At 42.5% G+C, this 17,437-nt stretch carries 15 protein-coding genes; 7 read left to right on the top strand and 8 right to left on the bottom strand.

Features of this window, described 5'->3' with window-relative positions:
* Positions 1-20: 20 nt before the first annotated feature.
* From JSY38_RS02460 to can, 3 genes are all read left to right on the top strand, one after another.
* Positions 21-2,054: a putative bifunctional diguanylate cyclase/phosphodiesterase gene (locus tag JSY38_RS02460; protein ID WP_205115088.1), complete on the top strand. Its 2,034-nt coding sequence runs from the start codon at positions 21-23 to the stop codon at positions 2,052-2,054.
* A 119-nt stretch (positions 2,055-2,173) separates the two neighbouring features.
* Positions 2,174-3,031 carry a putative RNA methyltransferase gene (locus tag JSY38_RS02455; RefSeq protein ID WP_114410848.1) on the top strand — a complete coding sequence of 286 codons (858 nt, stop codon included), beginning with the start codon at positions 2,174-2,176 and terminating at the stop codon, positions 3,029-3,031.
* On the top strand, positions 3,024-3,656 hold the full coding sequence (can, locus tag JSY38_RS02450; protein WP_114410847.1) for a carbonate dehydratase: 633 nt from the start codon (positions 3,024-3,026) through the stop codon (positions 3,654-3,656). The genes JSY38_RS02455 and can overlap by 8 nt, the downstream gene beginning before the upstream one ends.
* A gap of 100 nt (positions 3,657-3,756) precedes the next feature.
* Here can and JSY38_RS02445 read toward each other — a convergent pair whose 3' ends face one another.
* Together JSY38_RS02445 and JSY38_RS02440 are read right to left on the bottom strand one after the other, a co-directional pair.
* Positions 3,757-4,710, bottom strand: coding sequence for a LysR family transcriptional regulator (locus JSY38_RS02445; protein WP_114410846.1), 954 nt, complete (start codon positions 4,708-4,710; stop codon positions 3,757-3,759).
* Positions 4,711-4,814: 104 nt separating this feature from the next.
* A complete protein-coding gene (locus JSY38_RS02440) occupies positions 4,815-6,005 on the bottom strand; it encodes an AGE family epimerase/isomerase (RefSeq protein ID WP_205115086.1) in 1,191 nt (396 codons plus the stop codon).
* A gap of 188 nt (positions 6,006-6,193) precedes the next feature.
* Here JSY38_RS02440 and JSY38_RS02435 point away from each other — a divergent pair, with 188 nt between their 5' ends.
* A complete protein-coding gene (locus tag JSY38_RS02435) occupies positions 6,194-7,420 on the top strand; it encodes an ROK family transcriptional regulator (RefSeq protein ID WP_205115085.1) in 1,227 nt (408 codons plus the stop codon).
* Positions 7,417-8,919, top strand: coding sequence for a TyrR/PhhR family helix-turn-helix DNA-binding protein (locus tag JSY38_RS02430; RefSeq protein ID WP_205115084.1), 1,503 nt, complete (start codon positions 7,417-7,419; stop codon positions 8,917-8,919). The genes JSY38_RS02435 and JSY38_RS02430 overlap by 4 nt, the downstream gene beginning before the upstream one ends.
* Before the next feature lie 61 nt (positions 8,920-8,980).
* On the opposite strand, the gene JSY38_RS02425 is transcribed toward JSY38_RS02430, so the two are convergent.
* The 4 genes from JSY38_RS02425 to JSY38_RS02410 all read right to left on the bottom strand — a co-directional run bounded on the left by JSY38_RS02425 (position 8,981) and on the right by JSY38_RS02410 (position 11,947).
* A complete protein-coding gene (locus JSY38_RS02425; protein WP_181858487.1) occupies positions 8,981-9,142 on the bottom strand; it encodes a hypothetical protein in 162 nt (53 codons plus the stop codon).
* A 235-nt stretch (positions 9,143-9,377) separates the two neighbouring features.
* The gene (locus JSY38_RS02420) at positions 9,378-10,199 is read right to left on the bottom strand and encodes an HAD hydrolase family protein (RefSeq protein ID WP_205115083.1); all 822 of its coding nucleotides are present in this window, start codon (positions 10,197-10,199) and stop codon (positions 9,378-9,380) included.
* 142 nt (positions 10,200-10,341) lie between these two features.
* On the bottom strand, positions 10,342-10,692 hold the full coding sequence (locus tag JSY38_RS02415) for a HopJ type III effector protein (RefSeq protein ID WP_114410841.1): 351 nt from the start codon (positions 10,690-10,692) through the stop codon (positions 10,342-10,344).
* 55 nt (positions 10,693-10,747) lie between these two features.
* Positions 10,748-11,947 carry a Bcr/CflA family multidrug efflux MFS transporter gene (locus tag JSY38_RS02410; protein ID WP_205115082.1) on the bottom strand — a complete coding sequence of 400 codons (1,200 nt, stop codon included), beginning with the start codon at positions 11,945-11,947 and terminating at the stop codon, positions 10,748-10,750.
* A 296-nt stretch (positions 11,948-12,243) separates the two neighbouring features.
* Here JSY38_RS02410 and JSY38_RS02405 point away from each other — a divergent pair, with 296 nt between their 5' ends.
* The gene (locus tag JSY38_RS02405) at positions 12,244-14,127 is read left to right on the top strand and encodes an ABC transporter ATP-binding protein (protein ID WP_114410839.1); all 1,884 of its coding nucleotides are present in this window, start codon (positions 12,244-12,246) and stop codon (positions 14,125-14,127) included.
* A gap of 42 nt (positions 14,128-14,169) precedes the next feature.
* A complete protein-coding gene (locus tag JSY38_RS02400; protein ID WP_205115081.1) occupies positions 14,170-14,499 on the top strand; it encodes a DMT family transporter in 330 nt (109 codons plus the stop codon).
* Between the two features lie 91 nt (positions 14,500-14,590).
* Here the strand turns inward: JSY38_RS02400 and JSY38_RS02395 are convergent, their stop codons facing one another.
* Together JSY38_RS02395 and JSY38_RS02390 are read right to left on the bottom strand one after the other, a co-directional pair.
* Positions 14,591-15,457 carry an ABC transporter substrate-binding protein gene (locus tag JSY38_RS02395; RefSeq protein ID WP_205115080.1) on the bottom strand — a complete coding sequence of 289 codons (867 nt, stop codon included), beginning with the start codon at positions 15,455-15,457 and terminating at the stop codon, positions 14,591-14,593.
* A 141-nt stretch (positions 15,458-15,598) separates the two neighbouring features.
* The gene (locus tag JSY38_RS02390) at positions 15,599-17,356 is read right to left on the bottom strand and encodes an alpha-amylase family glycosyl hydrolase (RefSeq protein WP_114410835.1); all 1,758 of its coding nucleotides are present in this window, start codon (positions 17,354-17,356) and stop codon (positions 15,599-15,601) included.
* Positions 17,357-17,437 lie beyond the last annotated feature (81 nt).

Genomic DNA, 17,437 nt, shown 5'->3' with positions numbered 1-17,437 from the left:
TATAGTAGTATTTAAAGTTGATGACTGATTTATCAATGCTTGTGCATGCAAAAATGCCATTAGCTGCCTGGATTATAGATATCGAGCAATCGAGTGTTCCTTGGTGCAATGACGCTGCAGAGGCGCTGTTAGCCGACTCTTTGAATGATATTAAATCCGGCCAACGCCTGATTGGCGATGCGTTACAAAAACGCTTGTCTTTGTACATCGAGGCTCTTGAGTTAGGCGAAGAGTTGCCTTTCAAATGGCCCTATGTGTCCAAAGATGGCGCTCGCTATAAGGTGATTGGATCGGTTATCTCATTAGGTAATGGTCGTAGAGGTTTGTCAGTCGAGGCTCATCCAGACCTTTCCCACGTTAGTTTGCCTACTCCTACTTCTATCACTGCTTCAATTACTTCGTCAACGCTTCCCCGGGCACCAGAGTCATCTGGTTTGCTGACACAATTTAGAACCTTATCTTTTGCTGCTTTTAATCCGAAGGGCGAGATGATTGAAGCAAGTGAATGCTTTATAGGTGTTTTTGGAGATATCCAATACATTAGAGATTTATTTGCTGTTTCTGGCGCTGCTAATAGCTTTATACAGCGCTTAGAAAGGCTGGAGTGCCTATCTCAGGAAATACGACTTTCAAGTAAACAAGGCGTGCGTTGGTATAAAGTAGAGGTGTCTTACCATCATTTCACTAATAATGTTTACTTATTAACGCATGATATTCAGGAAGAAAGAGACCACGAAGTCGCACTTTATCGCCTTAATAACTACGACAGTTTAACCTTACTGCCAAACCGCAATTTACTTTATCAGCAGCTGGAAAGCGCGCTGGTTAATGCACGTAAACGTGAGCGAGAGTTTGGCCTTTTATATATAGATTTAGATAGCTTTAAAGTTATTAATGACAACTTTGGCCATCGCGTTGGTGATGAGCTTATCCAGCGAGTCGCTGAACGAATCAAAACCTGTATTCCTCCTCGGGCTTGTTTGTACCGTTTGGGGGGCGATGAGTTTGTGGTGGTGTTGGAAAATACAACCGGAATTGAAGAGCTACAAAATATTGCTGAAAGTATTATGCAAAACGCCAGCAATACCTATCTTGTCGCCAAAATGGAAATGATGATTACCGCCAGTATTGGTATCGCAAGCTACCCTCAACATGCTGATGATATAGACAATTTACTTAAAAATGCCGATGCCGCCATGTATCGTGCGAAATCTACTGGCCATAATATGTATTTTGTTTACGAAAATAACATGGCTGAAAATATTGATGCGCATCTTACTTTAGGTGGTGGTTTACGAAAAGCCATTGAGGAAGAGCAGTTTGTTTTGCATTATCAACCTAAAATTCGTTTATGTGACGAGGAGGTTGTAGGGGCTGAAGCTCTTATTCGTTGGGTGCATCCCGAACTTGGGATGATTAGTCCAGATCAGTTTATCCCTTTAGCTGAAGAAAGTGGTTTGATTCTTCCTTTAGGCGAGTGGGTTATTCGACGAGCTTGTAGGCAGTTAAAAGAATGGCGTGAGTCGGGGGTTGCTCCTATTAAAATGTCGGTGAATTTATCTAGTCGACAATTTATGCAGGCTGATTTGGTGGATATGGTCGAAAGGGTGTTGCAAGAAACGGGTGTTGAACCTGAGTATTTCGAACTTGAATTGACCGAAAGTATGTTGATGGCAGACGCTCAGCAGTCTATCGACAAATTGCATGGTTTTCGAAAGTTGGGCTTAACCTTGTCAATTGATGACTTTGGTACGGGTTATTCCTCATTAGCGTATTTAAAAAAATTCCCCATTCAAACTTTAAAAATAGACAGGTCTTTTATTAATGATTTGGGGCTAGATAGTGATAACGATGCAATCGTAAAAGCCACCATAGCTATGGCAAAAAGTTTAAATTTAAAAGTCATTGCCGAAGGCGTAGAAACCCGATCGCAGTTTGATTTATTAGATGGATATGGCTGCCAAGAAGTGCAAGGCTATTTGTTTTCCAAACCCTTATGTGGGGAAGATTTTTTGCGTTATATGAGCAGTCAGAATGTGGTTACTTTTGCGTAAGTAGTAGTCCTTTAGTTTGTTAAATAAGAAATGATTATGTCTTTAGGATTTTTGATGTTCAGAGTGTTGGTAAAAGGGTATCCTTTTTGAACGTGAGATTATTAACCGATGAGTAAACTGTGTTGACGCTTGAAAACCTGTCTTGTCCGATAGATGCCACGCCATTACGCCGCGAGCAGCGCAGCTTAAAATGTGAGCAGGGACATTCTTTCGACTTAGCTAAAACTGGCTATGTGAACCTTCTTCCAGTACAAAATAAACGATCCAAAGATCCTGGCGACAGTAAAGAAATGGTCGCTTCCAGACAATCCTTTCTGAATCAAAACCACTACTTTCCTATTGTTCAGGCCGTTCTTGATTCTTGGCCAAAAAGTCATTTTTTAAAGGGTATGCGTGTTCTCGATGCTGGGTGTGGGGAAGGCTATTATCTGGATGAAATCAGTCAGGCGTTATCGAATCAAAATATCCAGATGGAACGTTGTGGTCTTGATATATCTAAGTGGGCGATTGCCGCGGCGAGTAAGCGCGATAAAACCGTCAGTTGGATAGTTGGCAGCAATGCGAGCTTGCCTGTGCCTGACGAACGTTTTGATCTTGTCTTATGCTTATTTGGCTTTCCAGTATTCACAGAATTTTCACGTGTGCTGAGTGACAATGGTTTGATGTTGCTGGTTGAGTCGGGGCCAGAGCACCTGATTGAGTTGCGTGAGATACTCTATCCTTCTATTCATGAATACAAACAAACATTTTCTGATGGCGTGTCTGGCTTTGATTTGGTGTTAGAGCAAGCGGAAACTTTTACTTTCAGTTTAGACTCGCAAGAAAAAATACAGAATTTATTAAGTATGACACCGCATATTCATAAGGCGTCATATGAAGGCCGAGAGGCCGTTCAACAACTTGAATCCATTATTTTAACGGCAGACATCAAACTCCGCTGGTATCAAAAACAAGCTAAGGAAATGAACCATGTCTAATTATTTAGATGATCTTTTTGCTAAAAATAGAGAGTGGGCTGCCAAAGTAACGGAAGAAGACCCAGAGTTTTTTTCTACGCTGTCAAAGCAGCAACAGCCAGAGTACCTTTGGATTGGTTGTGCCGATAGTCGTGTGCCAGCAAACCAAATTGTCGATCTTTTACCGGGTGAAGTTTTTGTACACCGTAATATTGCTAACGTTGTGGTGCATACGGATTTGAACTGTTTATCGGTTATCCAATTTGCGGTTGATGTACTAAAAGTAAAACACATCATGGTGGTTGGTCATTATGGTTGCGGTGGTATCAAAGCGGCTATGGGCACCGAAGAGCATGGCATGATAGACAACTGGTTGCGTCATATTAAAGACGTATATCGACTACATAAAGACGAGCTTGATGCTATTGCTGACGAGCATACTCGCTTTGATCGTATGTGTGAGTTAAATGTGGTTGAGCAGGTAGCAAACGTTTGTCAGAGCAGTATTGTTCAAAATGCTTGGAAAACCGGCCAAGAACTTCACGTTCACGGCTGGTGTTACAGTATTGATAATGGACACATTACTGATTTGAAAAGAACTGTATCGAGTGCTGAAGAGTCCGCCCAGCAGATGCTGACTATGTAATATTTTGCTTCCTAAACTTTAGTAAAATATTGCCATAAAAAAACGAGCTTAGAGCTCGTTTTTTTATGTTTGATTTTCACTTTTAAATGGCACCAGCCAGTTAGAGATTATTGTTTTCTGCTATGGTTTTTGCACAACCTGCAATACTGGAGCGTATCCAAATATGGCCTGGGTCATGTTGAAGTAATGGGCTCCACAACATTTTAAGTTCGACAGGCGGTATTTCAAATGGTGGTGGAAGTACCACTACCTTGTCATTATCTTTCATTAGGCGAGTGGCTAAGGAAGGTAGTGTAGCGATTAGTCCGAGCTGTTCTGTGGCGCGCATAGCAACGTTGTAGTTGCGAGTAAATAAACGAATATTTCGTTTAAAACCTAGATCAGCCAAGGAGCCATCGACCCAACCCAATTTTTGAACTTCTTCTGGTTGAATGCCAACACCAACACCAAACCCTGTTTTACTTACCCAAACGTGTCGGGATTGAAGATAGGTTTCTAATGAGAAATTTTTCGCGATCTCGGAGTTAGCAGGTACTAGGCAAGAGAAATGATCGACCCACACTGATTTTTGATGGAAAGATTGCGGTAGCGTGTCAAAGCGGTTGATCACTAAGTCTACTTTACCTTTCTCTACATCGTGAAAGCTAACATCACTTGGGTTCATGACATCAAGAATAACGTTAGGCGCTTCTTCCTGGAGCTTTTTCATCAAGGGTGGAATCAAGGTTGCTTCTGCGTAATCGCTCGCCATAATACGAAACACGCGTGAGCTGGATTCTGCTTCGAAGCTTTGCCCGAGATGAAGTACTTCATCGACGGATTGTAGAATACTTTGAACACGAGGTTGGAGTTGGATTGCTAAGGCAGTTGGCATCATGCCATCGCTGGTTCTGACCAGTAATGGGTCATGAAATAGGTCTCTTAGACGTCGTAAGCCGTTACTCATGGCAGGTTGGGTAATGCCAAGCTGATTGGCTGCATGGGTGACGTTTTGCTCCCGTAATAAGGAGTCTAAATAACGAAGTAAATTGAGATCTATTTTGTCTAACTGCATAAAGAAAGGGGCTCGCGTCCACTAACGTAGGGGCTGCATCATACTCCATTTTGGCTATAAATAGAATGATCGCCCTTTAGTTAGTGGGGATTTGTTAGCGAGTTTTAATTCTGTTTGGTGAGTTGTTCTATGACCTCATAGCAAGCGCCCATGGTGTGGTAGTCTGTTTTGCCCGCAGGGCTTTTACAATCATCAAAGGCTTTATTGTCTTGAGTCAGAATTCGAAACCAAGCACCATATTTATGATCTATCATATGTGACCAACTGTATTGCCAGAGTTGTTGGTATTTGTCCCAGTAATGGTTTTCTTTCGTGTATATGGCAAGCATTGCTGCCGCGGCAAAGGACTCCGCTTGAACCCAAAAGTACTTGTCGCCATCGCAGATATTCCCTTTGGGGTCATAGCCGTAGCACAGACCACTATTAGTATGGTCCCATGATTTTTCCCATGCCGAGTTGAATAGCTTCTGCGCGGTTGGAATTAGCCAATCATCATGCGAACGTTGGTGTATTAATAACAGTAGTTTAGACCATTCAGTTTGGTGGCCAGGCTGAAATCCCCATGGGCGGAATAAATGCTTTGGGTCTGCTTTATTATAGTCCCAATCAACTTGCCAGTCGGTTGTGTAATGTTCCCAAATTTCACCGCCAGCGAGAGCTGCTTGGCGTACGCAAATGTTATGAGCAAGCAAGGTAGCTCGTTCAAGGTAATGGACTTCTTGTGTGGCATCGTAAGCTGCCAATAGTGCTTCGCAGCTGTGCATATTGGCATTTTGGCCACGATAAGGTGAAACCGTTTGCCAATCACTGGATATTTCGTCTTTGTACAAGCCAAATTCAGCGTCCCAAAAATGTGTTTCCATAACGTCGAAGGTTTCTTTTACCCATGCTTTTGCTTCTTTTATTCCCGCTTTATAAGCGGTTGAATAGGCAAGCATGACAAATGCAAAACCATAGCAATGATTGGTTTCGTCAAGGTTTTTATCTTTGTTAAGTAGCCAAACATAGCCACCATTTTCACGACGGTGGCGGTTTCTTAAATACTCTAGACCGTGCTGAGCGGCTTCTAAATAGGCGGTGTTTTTAGTGGCTTGATAGGCTTTGGCGTAGTTGAAAACGAAGCGAGTGCTGCTAACAAGGTGGCGAGTGTCGGTATCATAAATATCGCCGTTATCTTTGAAGAATTGAAAAAAACCGCCAGATTCATCGATGCAGTTTGGGTGATAAAACGCCATGGTAGATTGAATATGGTCGTTTAAAAAATCAACAGATTTAAAGTCCGGAAAAGAGTTCATGACGAGGTCCTTTGTTTTGGGCTTTTGTTCAGCGTAATAGCCCTTTATTGTTTTGCAAAAGAAAAATTGATCAAAAATGGAGCGTTTAAAGACGTATCTCTCATCTTAATGAGTTATATTATTAAATCAATTAGATTTATTAAATGGTAGCGATTAGTTTACAAGCCAAAGTATGAGAGTAGGGTTATATGAAATCTTCTGGTAGCACCTCAGAACAAAGTCGGATTTATAATGAGCGGATAATACTCCGTTTGGTTCGACAGCATCCTGACATTTCGAGAGTGAGCATTGCAGAGCAAACAGGGCTAAGTGCGCAAACGATTTCGGTCATTACTTCGTCTTTATTAGAGCGTCAGCTGCTTCATGTCGCAGGTAAGGTCAAGGGGCGAAGAGGCCAGCCTTCAATCAAATTAAGCATTAATAAGAAAGGGGCGTATGGCCTGGGGATTAATGTTGACCGCGATCATATCAGTGCTGCTTTGTTAGATTTTAGTGGCGAGTGCGTTTTATTGGTTGAACGAGCGGTGTCTTTTCCGACGGAAAATATGGCCAAACAGATTGCGAGCGACTTAATTGAAGAGGTCAAAGCTACCTTGGGTGATGATTGGAGTCGAGTACAGGGTATAGGTTTGACTCGCCCAGATTATATGGACTCTTGGTTGGAAACATTAGTGACGGATCAAGATCAGCTGTCTAATTTAGATTCTCTGAAAGACGCTTTATCTTATTGGCGTTCAGATGCATTTGAAACTTGGTTAGCGGAGTCAACTGGGCTGGTGTGCTTTTGTGAGAATGATGCGGTTGCCGCAGCAACCAGTGAGTTGTTATTAGCGCCGGGTGTATTGCCGCTCGATTTCTTTTATTTGTTTGTCAGCACGGCATGTGGCGGAAGTGTGGTGACAAATGGCGAATGTTATTTTGGCTCACATGGCAAAGCTGGTAGCTTTGGGCTTATTCCAACTGCAACAGGCAAACACGGAAAATGGATTTTAGAGGCCTTATCTTTATCATCATTACGACGTTTTTTATGGTCGAATCAGCTTACTTGGCCAGACTGTGATGAAGCATGGCAGGATGATGTGTATATAAAGGCCGTGTCGCAGTGGTCGAATGACGTTGCTCATGAAGTGGCTTCTGCTTTAGCAGCCGTGGTGGCTTTATACGATCCTGAAGCCATTTTGATTGGAGGGCGTTTACCAACGACGGTGTTAACGGCGTTGATTACTGAGCTTGAACAAGTGGTAGCCCAGCAAAGTACCTTGCCCATACCACCGATTCGTCATGCTCAAACAGGGCAGACGGCTGGCGTGCTTGGTGCAGCTGTTTTGCCGCTTTATGAAATCTTCGCGCCACAGAAGAATTTACTGTTGCTAAGCTCCAAAGACAAACAGCGAAATACTAGAGAGAAACCATGAGAGTAGAGATACAGTGTGAAGATAGAATCGGCATGGTGCGCGAAGCGCTTGACCTATTTATTCCTCATGGCATTGATATGCGGTTAGTTGAGGTAGATACAAAGCGCCGCTGTATTTATTGTGGCTTTCCAGACATTCCTTTTCCAAAACTGCAGCAGCTGTTGGCGGATATTCGTCGCTTAGAAAGTGTTGAGGATGTTAAGACTGTGATGTTTACTCCGTCTGAGCGTGAACACAATGCGATTTATACTTTGTTAGAAGCCTTGCCGGATGGTGTGATGTCGGTTGATCTAAAAGGTCACATTACAATGGCAACGGAGCTGGCGGCTGAAGATTTGAATGTCTCTGTAGCAGATTTACTTCATCAACCGCTACAGCATTTTATAAAAGGTGTGAATGTCGCAAAGGAAATTTGGGCCAATCCACGAGAAGGGATGACGAAGCGCATTCGCATTCGTAATAAAATGCTATTGCTAGAAATGAAGCCGATTTTTGTCTCTGATGACGATGGTGTGACCAACCCTGCCGGAACCGTCATTTATCTTAAATCGAAAACGAGGCTAGATCGTCAAGCTGCCAGCTTGAAACAAGCACCGGATGCGGAGGCACATTTTGAAGCCTATTTTAAACCTTCGGTCATCAAGAGTGAGTCCATGAGAGAGGCTTTGACGCAAGCAAAAGTCTTTGCAGATGTATCGATGCCTTTATTAGTTCAAGGCGAAGTGGGAACAGGTAAACGAGATCTAATTGATGCTTTGTTTCAATATTGGAACAAACGACAAGGTGAGCTAGAGGCGCAATTGATCGTGCGTAATGCTCGTGATATTGAGCGCTCTGATATCGCTTCATTAGATCAAATGTCTGGTTGGCTTGTAATTGAGGATATTGAGTACTTAGATAAAAACGTACAGATTGAGCTGGCTCATTGGCTGGCTCGACAGCCTGGCACCGGAACCAGCCTAGATTCTAATTTACGCATCATCAGTACTTCGGTGTTAAGTCAGTCCCAGCTAGCGAATGGTAAAACGCTGCATTCAGGTTTGTATTTTTCATTGGCGACACTTGTGTTGTCTGTCCCTGCACTTCGAGATCGTCGTGAGGATCTTGAAGGCTTGGCCCAGCAAGTTATCTCGACTCAAGCAGAGCGTTATCGCCTACCCGTTGCTAGCTTGTCAAAACCTGCTTTGATTAAGTTAGCTTTATATACTTGGCCTGGTAACCTAAAAGAATTGCAGAATACATGTTTGCAGACACTACTGACTGCAACAAATAGGGAATGGGCGGCAGATGATATCCACTTGCCTGAAGTGAATAATGGCAAAGCGGTGACTATGGTTTTACAGCAGAATTCGTTAGAGAAAACGGTAAAGCAATGGGAGGCTGAATTACTAAAACAGTTGTACCCAAGCTACCCAAGTACAAGACGGTTGGCGAAAGCTGTTGGAATGAGTCACAGTGCAATAGCAAACAAACTAAAGGAATATGACATTAAAATATGATTAATTAGCTAGACTCACCAAGCGGTGTGTCCAGCTAGTATCGTATTTGGAAAAGAAATGATTAATAAGAGCGTTTACGTTGAGGGTGTGGGCGTTTTGCTTTTTCTCGCTCAATCTTAATAGGTTGTAGTGTTGCTTTTGGTTGAAAAAAAGATTTCTGAACGTTGGCTACCAAGAAAGCAATTGCTGCACAGGCAGCTATGAATAACAAAAATTCAAACATGGTGCTTCTCCAAACTAATTATTCTGTAACAATCATGGTTCATTATGATCGTTGGGTAAAGTCAATTATGTTGTTTTTTGGTTAAAGAATGTAGAAATATACAATCTTTACGCAACTTATCGCTCTAAAAAAGTCTTTGTAGCATCGTAATTATGAACACTTACCTAGCAATAATGGCGTTAGATTTTATAAAATCAACCATTCGCAGCGAAAGAGTTCGTCACAAGCTAAAAAACTACAAATCGTATCTTTTTCTTAGATACTTGGCGACGCCGTCTTCGTCATGGTGACCAATAACATCACTTGCCGCTTCTTTCACGTGGGACAGTGCGTTCTCAGTGGCAAACGCCTCATCCGACTGAGAGAACATGGTCAAGTCGTTATCACCATCTCCAAAGACGATTAACCTTTCGGCACCAACTTCAGCTTTAAGTTCCATTAGTGCGGAACCTTTACACACATTACTATGATGGATGTCCAACCAAAAAGCGTCAGGGTTATAAATTCCACCACCTGAATAGGCGGTTAAGTGGCTGTGCTTTTGAGAGTCTTCAATTATTTTGTCTATAAATGTAGGGTGCCCCATGGCACTTATGTTAGTGATCTTTGAGTTATTAGAAAGTTCGCTTATAGGGTGAAGGCTCATGTTGGTATGGTTGCCTAGCTCATTGGCAATATGATCGCTTAGGTGGCCAGTTAATGGCGAATGGTAGACTTTATGGGAGCCATCATCTTCTAAGCAAAAGACAAAAGGCGTGACTTGGTTTTCTTCAAAAGAAGTAAGTAGTTCAGAGATGTGGCTTTGTGATAACAGGCTTCGATGACGGTAAGTGTTTTGCTGAGGATCCCACCATTCAACCCCATTTTTGAAAATTTGCCAATTTGGAAAATCATGACCTACGAGGCAAGGCGTCGCAGCGAAATGTGTTCGCCCTGTTGCAACAGTATAAAATATGCCAGCAGACTTTAAACGCTCTAGCGTTTCAAGTGTGTAATCAGACAGTCTTTGATGTCTATTCAGTAGGGTACCATCTAGGTCAAATGCCACTAATTCCATAATCACCTCATCTTTTCATTGTTCAGCACTATCGCATTTTATGAGAGAGAAGTTCAACCTATTTACATTAGGTTTATTGAAGGTTTTTTAGACCGAAAGGGAAGGTAGGGCAATCAGTAAAGAGCTATGATTGCCCTGTCGGCTAGGCTTTGTGTGATAGTGCTTGTGCTGTAAAGTTAATGCCAGTCCAGCCATTTTCGATGAACTGTCGGATGTTTTGATGGTCGCTGGCTTCAGGGTTTTCTAATACATCCACACGGTAAAAATCACCAAATAAATGTAGCGTTTCTGCAGCAGCTAGCTGATTTATAGAGGCAAAGGAAAAAATCTTACAAGAACCATTGTTCTCGTTTATCGCATTGTTTTGTGTGCCATTAGAAAATGCTGTTGGCGTGAAATCGTATTCGCGCTCTATGACATCAATCACTTCTTTGAATTGAACTTGTTCAGGAGTGCTTTTGATTTTTTCGATGAGCGTTGCTGTGCTTAGCATGAGAGCCTCGTATAGTCAGTTATAAGAATGATAAGTTGAAAGATAAATGGCGATATTATGCCTGTTCTTTGTCCAATGATTTTGAGTAACGCACTGTGGCTTTAAATGTCACAAAGGCAATAATACCGCATGCAGCCATAGTGCCAAGCATTGGAACAAATGTGCCATTGTGAAGGAGACTCACGACAACGCCGCCTAATGCTCCCATGGCAAAGCGAGACGTTCCAGCTAACGCCGTAACGCTGCCATTATGGTTACCAGAATATTTAAGGGCACCAGCCATAAAGCCGCTGCCTAAAATCCCCATGGGACCAACAAAAAGCATGCTTGAAAGGACGATAAGCCAAATAGGCGGGTGGTTGAAAAAGCTCAAAACAATCATCATGCAAGAAGCAATAAGCGGGATGAAAATCGCGTATTTCGAAAGTAATTCTGTTCCAAGCTTTTCTACGTAACGGCCATTTATTGTAGAGGCGATCATCATAGAAATAACATTAATGCCAAGCAAGAAGCCGAAGTTTGCTGGGTCAACACCATACACTTCAATATACACAAATGAAGAGCCCGTAATAAAACTCATCATGCCAGTAAAGTAAAAGGCAGAGGCGACCACATACCCCATCACCGCGCGATTTTTTAGGAGTGTTTTATAGTTCTTAATTGCGTTGAGAAATGAAAATGGCACTCTTTTTTCTGTTGGGAGAGTTTCTGGTATGGTGCGCAAAAATAAAAATATTGCGAGTGCGGCTAAAACACCTAAAAACACAAAAATATAATGCCAGCTAAGGATGGTTAAGATAAAACCACCAAGAATTGGAGCTGCTAAAGGAGCCAAAGCCATCACCAGCATAATCATGGACATGGCTTTGGCAAATTGGTTAATCGACATACCGTCTTTAACTAGAGCCGGAACACAGACGGCAACAGCAGCACCACCCAGTGCTTGTATGGCTCTGCCAACCAGCAGCATTTCGTAGCTTTGGGCTACTGCGCAAACAAAGCTACCAACAGCAAAAATACCTAATCCGCCGACAATTACCTTACGGCGGCCAATGGCATCAGAAATAGGGCCAAACAGGATCTGCAAAAAGGCAAAAATCACTAAATACATACTGAGTGTCATTTGGATAAGGCTAATATCCGTATTTAGTGCTTTGGAAATAGTTGGAATACTTGGAAGGTAAGCGTCAATCGCTAATGGTGTTAGCCCTGATAACAGGCCAAGTACTAAAACAATGGGGAAAGTGAGCTTCATATAATGACTTATTTAATAGGTTAACCGAGTTTATTCGGCAGAATTAATACCACCTAAAAAGGTAGAAACGAATTATAATAGGTTTGTGATAGGTAAGAGAACGTAATTGTGCAAACACTAAGTAAAGCTTGAGAATAGCAAATTATAACCTTTGATCTTTTCTGGTCTTCAATTATATATCATGGTTCAATTTCGTCCCCCCTTATCATGAAAATGCTTCTTGCCTAGTTTGGCTCTGCTTTTGTGGCGTTTTATTTTTTAATAGTGTCAGATTTAACGGTTTTATAAGGAACAACATGTTACGTTTTTTTGAAAAATGGGTGTCAGCATATCCTGATATTGAAGCCGGACAGGCGCCAAAAACACTTTATGCATTTTGTCGCCATTTCTCTAAAGGGGTTGAGTTACCTCTGATATTAATGTCACTGCTTACGGCTGCTATTGCGATACTCGAAGTGACTCTGTTCAGCTTCATGGGGCAATTAGTCGATTGGTTGATTAACAAAGACCCCGCGACCTTCTTTGCGGAAGAAAGTACGCACCTATTGCTAATGTCATTGATGATTTTAGTTGCTATGCCTTTGGTTACTTTTTTGCATTCGGCAATCATTCACCAGACGTTATTGGGAAATTACCCAATGCGAATTCGCTGGTTGTCTCATCACTATATTTTGCGCCAAAGTATGTCGTTTTTTCAGGATGAATTTGCTGGGAGAGTGTCAACTAAAGTGATGCAAACGTCATTGGCGGTTCGTGAAACCGTTATGAAACTACTGGATGTGCTGGTTTACATCGGCGTGTACTTTATCTCCATGGTGGTGTTGATTGCTAAAGCGGACTATCGCCTGATGATTCCTCTGTTAGGCTGGTTAGTTTGTTATGTTTTATTGCAGCTGTATTTTGTTCCAAAATTAAAGAGAATTTCATCAGAGCAGGCGGATGCGCGTTCAACGATGACAGGCCGTGTTGTAGACAGCTACAGCAATATTTCAACGGTGAAACTGTTTTCTCATCATAAGCGCGAAGCGGATTATGCTAAAGAGGGAATGGACGGTTTCTTGCAGACGGTTTATAAGCAAATGCGTTTGGTCACCATGCTTAACGTAGGTGTGCAAACTTGTAACTACATTTTAGCATTTTCGGTGGCAGCATTATCTATTTGGTTATGGACTGGCAGCATTATAAGTGTGGGTGCAATTGCGATTGCGGTGAGTTTAGCGCTGAGATTAAATGGCATGTCCCAGTGGATTATGTGGGAAATTAGTGCTTTGTTTGAAAACATCGGCATGGTTAACGACGGCATGAAAACACTTTCTCGCCCTGTTGAGATCGAGGACAAAGTAAACGCTCCAGCGCTTTCTGTTCCGAATGGCCGCATTGAATACGACGCCATCAATTTTCACTATGGTAAACAAGACGGTAAAGTAATTGAGAACCTTGTTTTATCTATTAAAGCAGGCGAAAAAGTGGGTTTGGTTGGTCGCTCTGGCGCAGGCAAGTCTACTATTGTAAATCTATTGATGCGTTTTCATGATGTAGAATCAGGTCAAATTCGTATTGATGGGCAAAACATTAGTGAAGTTCAGCAAGATTCGCTACGATCTCAAATTGGCATGGTGACGCAAGATACATCTTTGTTGCACAGGACCGTTCGTGAAAACTTACTTTACGGTCGACCTGACGCTTCGGAAGAAGAAATGATCGCGGCGGCGAAGCAAGCAGAAGCCCATGAATTCATCCAAGACTTGACCGATCCATTTGGTAACGCAGGTTATGATGCTATGGTGGGTGAACGTGGTATCAAACTTTCTGGCGGTCAGCGTCAGCGTATTGCGATTGCTAGAGTCTTATTGAAAGATGCGCCTTTGTTGATTTTAGATGAAGCGACATCCGCATTGGATTCAGAAGTAGAAGCGGCGATTCAAGAGAGCCTATATAAACTGATGCAAGGCAAAACTGTGATCGCGATTGCTCACCGTTTATCGACGATAGCCGCAATGGATCGATTGATTGTATTGGATAAAGGCAACATTGTAGAGCAAGGTAGCCACGAAGAGCTGATCCAGCATAAAGGCATATACGCTTCGCTATGGGCGCACCAAACAGGCGGCTTCTTAGCTGAGGACATTGACTTAGAAGACATTGATATTGAAGATGTTGAGCTGGCAGGCGCTAAGTAAAAAAACGGTTCCGTTTGGAGTCGACAATTTGGGGAAGGGCTTATGACGTATTTTATTTTGTTTCTCGCCATATTGGCGGAAGTGATCGCAACCACCGCGTTAAAAGCATCAGAGTCTTTCACTAAATTGGTCCCAAGTGTTGTGCTAGTGCTAGGTTATGGCGTGTCTTTTTACTTGCTTACCATTGTTATGCGATCTATGCCAACAGGGGTGACTTACGCAATTTGGTCTGGGTTAGGGATAGTGTTGATCTCGCTATTTGGCTATCTCTTCGCTAACGAAAAGCTTGATTTAGCGGCCTGTATTGGCATGTCTTTGATTATCGCTGGCGTGGTGGTTATTAATGTTTTTTCTAAAACAATAAGTCACTGATAAAAAGCGGGATACTGAATGCATAAAAATCCCTCGTTGATGATATCAGCGAGGGATTTTTTGTATTTGGAATGGCCTGTCGGACTCAGTCTTACAGACCTTCAGCGATTTCTTTTACCTGCATACGCACGCTTTGCAAACCGTTACCGGATAAGTACCAAAGCTTAGGCGATAAATACGTGACTTTAATAGAGCCCGCACCTTGGGCGGCAAGATCTGCTTTTAATTTATTTATGTCGAGCGCTTCGTTTGTATTGCCAATAGCTTCGCTGCGGTCAACGATAAATAAGGTTGTCGGGTTTGTTTCAGCGATATCACTAATGGTAAGTGGTGTAAATGTTCGAGTGCCTCGCGTATGGGATTTTACATGAGTTGGGATGTTTGCTGTTTTCAAACCCAAAAGCTGGCTGCTAATGGCGTCTTCTCGTAGCCCTAAAGAACCGCTGTTATGAGTAACAATCAGAACCGTTGTGTCTTTATTTAGGGTTTTCTTGGTGGATTTTATGTAGCCTTTCAAATCCGCAAGGGCTTTATCTGCTCTGTCTTGAACATGAAATAGTGTGGCAATCGAATTGACGTTGTCACTAAGATCATGCCAATAGTTTTCCCCTGACATGTTGACTTGTTTTACCGCGCTAATTTTAGCCAGCTCGTCTTTCTTGCCTGCTTGGCGTCCAGTAATAATGATAAGGTCTGGGTTAACTGTGCTTAGTGCTGTTAAGTCTGGCGATTTTAAGCCACCAATGTCGCTATAGCTTGCGTTGTTAAACTGTTGTAAATACTCAGGAATCATTTGTTTAGGAACGCCTGTAACTTGGCTTTCAAGACCTAGCTCTGCCATGGTGTCTAAGCTACCAAGATCAAAAACAGCGGCGGTTGGTAATCTCGTTTCAGCGGTTGATAGCTGACTAAATGCAACCAATGTCCCTATGGCTAATATTTGTTTTAACTTTGTCATCTTCACAATTACCTATTTATGAGTCTTGAAATAAAAATAACCATTATCGTTATTTGATAATGGTTATCATTGTCTCACTTTTATAGGTAAGTGTTGTTACTAAAACGAGATACGATACGTTGCTGAATATGAAACAGGTAATCAGCTGGTTTTTACTTTTCCTTTTTTGTTCGCTAGCCAAACAAACTGATACGGCATTAGAGTGACTTTACCTAAATGGTCTTCATATACCTGCTCAGAAACAAGATCTGTCCAAATGTCTGTGGCAATCAGGTTTAGTTCAGACAAATTAAAGTGTTGTGGTTGATCTGTCATGTTATAGACCGCAAATAAACTTTGTCTACGGTCTAGGCTTTGACGCCAGAAGGCAAACAGGTTTTCACCCATGTGTAAAATATACTGAGTTGCATTAGGGTGAAAAGCGGGCTGAGCACGACGAATTTGAGTCAACTTAGTGATGCTCTGGAAGACTTTTTGGTGATGGGTTGGGGTGTTAAGAACATGGTTCAAATCCTCCATATCCCAAATGTGGCGATTGATAGAGCGGAAATGCCCTGTATTGTTCACGCGCTCCAAATCGTTTTCTGTACCAAACAGGCTGTGAATATAAAAAGCAGGCACGCCTTCCAAAGCCATCATGACGCCAGCCGCGCAAAGGAAGCGAGCGAACTGCCATTTATCTGGCCCATGCAGCGCCGACCCAGAAAAAGCGTTCCAAAGGCTGATGTTAATTTCATACGGCTTAGCTTCACCTTGCGGCGTAGTACGTGAGCTAATTTTGCCACCAAAGCGTTTCATGGTGTTAATCAGGGTTTCCAGTTCCCATTCCGATAAGAGCCCCTCGGTTGGGCGTAGGCCGATCCCATCATGGGAAGCGAGGAAGTTAAGATAAGTAGTGCCTTGCTGTGCTGGTGGCATGCTCATTAGCCATTGTTTTAAGTGGCTGCAATTGCCTGTGACCAAGCTGTTAATTAGCAGAGGTGGTAAGGAGAAGTTGTAGATCAAATGGGCTTCGTTGGCGTTACCAAAGTAGGTTAAATTCTCCTGATTAGGAATATTAGTTTCGGTAATGATGACGGAGTCTGGCGCATAATGCTCAATCATGAGTCGGAGTAAACGAATGATTTCATGAGTTTGCGGTAGGTTTATACAGCTTGTGCCTGGTATCTTCCAAAGAAATGCCACAGCATCTAGACGGAACCAACGAATGCCTTTTTCGAGATAAAGGTGAATGATGCGTAAGAATTCCAACAGCACTTCTGGCTTTTCAAAATTCAGGTCGATTTGGTCGTGGCTAAAGGTACACCAAACATGCTTTTCACCATTTTGGGTTTGTACTTCTCGTAACAAAGGTGAGGTTCTAGGGCGAACAACAGCACTTAAATCGGCATTTGGGTCTGCTTCGTAAAAGAAGTTAGCGCCTGGATTAACACCCGCTTTAAAGTTTTCAAACCATAGGCTTCGGCTCGAACAATGGTTTATAACCAGATCGCCCATGACTTTGAAGTCTTTTGATAAATTAACGATGTTTTCCCAACGACCACAAGATGGGTTCACCGTGGTGTAATCCATGACACTAAAACCATCATCGGAACTGTAAGGGAAAAATGGCAGCAAATGCACTGCAGAGATGCAGTCTGAAAGCTTATTTTTAACGAACTTATGTAAGGTTTCTAACGGTGCTTCGTCTTTTTGTCGCAAGGTGTCAGCGTAGGTAATCAGCATAATATCCGACTGGTCCCACAAGTTTCTGTGCGGGCGAGGGGACTCAGTCATTGGATCTAGGTGAAACATCGCTAAGCATTTGTCAGCTAGGTCTTTGGTATCTAAGTTCGGATAAATTACCTGTAAATGCGCTATGAGTCGCTGCTCTAGGTGCGACAAAGGTGCGTTTTCCATATTTACCTACCAATCTTTTTTGTAAGTGGTTGAAAAGCAACATAGTGTGACGTCCTTTGCACAAGTCGCGTCACCTTGATG

Source organism: Marinomonas foliarum, assembly GCF_016906065.1.
GTDB classification, from domain to species: domain Bacteria; phylum Pseudomonadota; class Gammaproteobacteria; order Pseudomonadales; family Marinomonadaceae; genus Marinomonas; species Marinomonas foliarum.
Note: the sequence above shows the minus strand (reverse complement) of the source record. Positions and strands in the feature narration are given on the sequence as shown.

Coding starts and splice junctions, on each gene's coding strand:
- JSY38_RS02445 (WP_114410846.1), bottom strand. CDS start 4,710: ATGCAGTTAGACAAAATAGATCTCAATTTACTTCGTTATTTAGACTCC.
- JSY38_RS02435 (WP_205115085.1), top strand. CDS start 6,194: ATGAAATCTTCTGGTAGCACCTCAGAACAAAGTCGGATTTATAATGAG.
- JSY38_RS02390 (WP_114410835.1), bottom strand. CDS start 17,356: ATGGAAAACGCACCTTTGTCGCACCTAGAGCAGCGACTCATAGCGCAT.
- JSY38_RS02395 (WP_205115080.1), bottom strand. CDS start 15,457: ATGACAAAGTTAAAACAAATATTAGCCATAGGGACATTGGTTGCATTT.
- JSY38_RS02425 (WP_181858487.1), bottom strand. CDS start 9,142: ATGTTTGAATTTTTGTTATTCATAGCTGCCTGTGCAGCAATTGCTTTC.
- JSY38_RS02460 (WP_205115088.1), top strand. CDS start 21: ATGACTGATTTATCAATGCTTGTGCATGCAAAAATGCCATTAGCTGCC.
- JSY38_RS02420 (WP_205115083.1), bottom strand. CDS start 10,199: ATGGAATTAGTGGCATTTGACCTAGATGGTACCCTACTGAATAGACAT.
- JSY38_RS02415 (WP_114410841.1), bottom strand. CDS start 10,692: ATGCTAAGCACAGCAACGCTCATCGAAAAAATCAAAAGCACTCCTGAA.
- JSY38_RS02430 (WP_205115084.1), top strand. CDS start 7,417: ATGAGAGTAGAGATACAGTGTGAAGATAGAATCGGCATGGTGCGCGAA.
- JSY38_RS02405 (WP_114410839.1), top strand. CDS start 12,244: ATGTTACGTTTTTTTGAAAAATGGGTGTCAGCATATCCTGATATTGAA.
- JSY38_RS02410 (WP_205115082.1), bottom strand. CDS start 11,947: ATGAAGCTCACTTTCCCCATTGTTTTAGTACTTGGCCTGTTATCAGGG.
- JSY38_RS02440 (WP_205115086.1), bottom strand. CDS start 6,005: ATGAACTCTTTTCCGGACTTTAAATCTGTTGATTTTTTAAACGACCAT.
- JSY38_RS02400 (WP_205115081.1), top strand. CDS start 14,170: ATGACGTATTTTATTTTGTTTCTCGCCATATTGGCGGAAGTGATCGCA.
- can (WP_114410847.1), top strand. CDS start 3,024: ATGTCTAATTATTTAGATGATCTTTTTGCTAAAAATAGAGAGTGGGCT.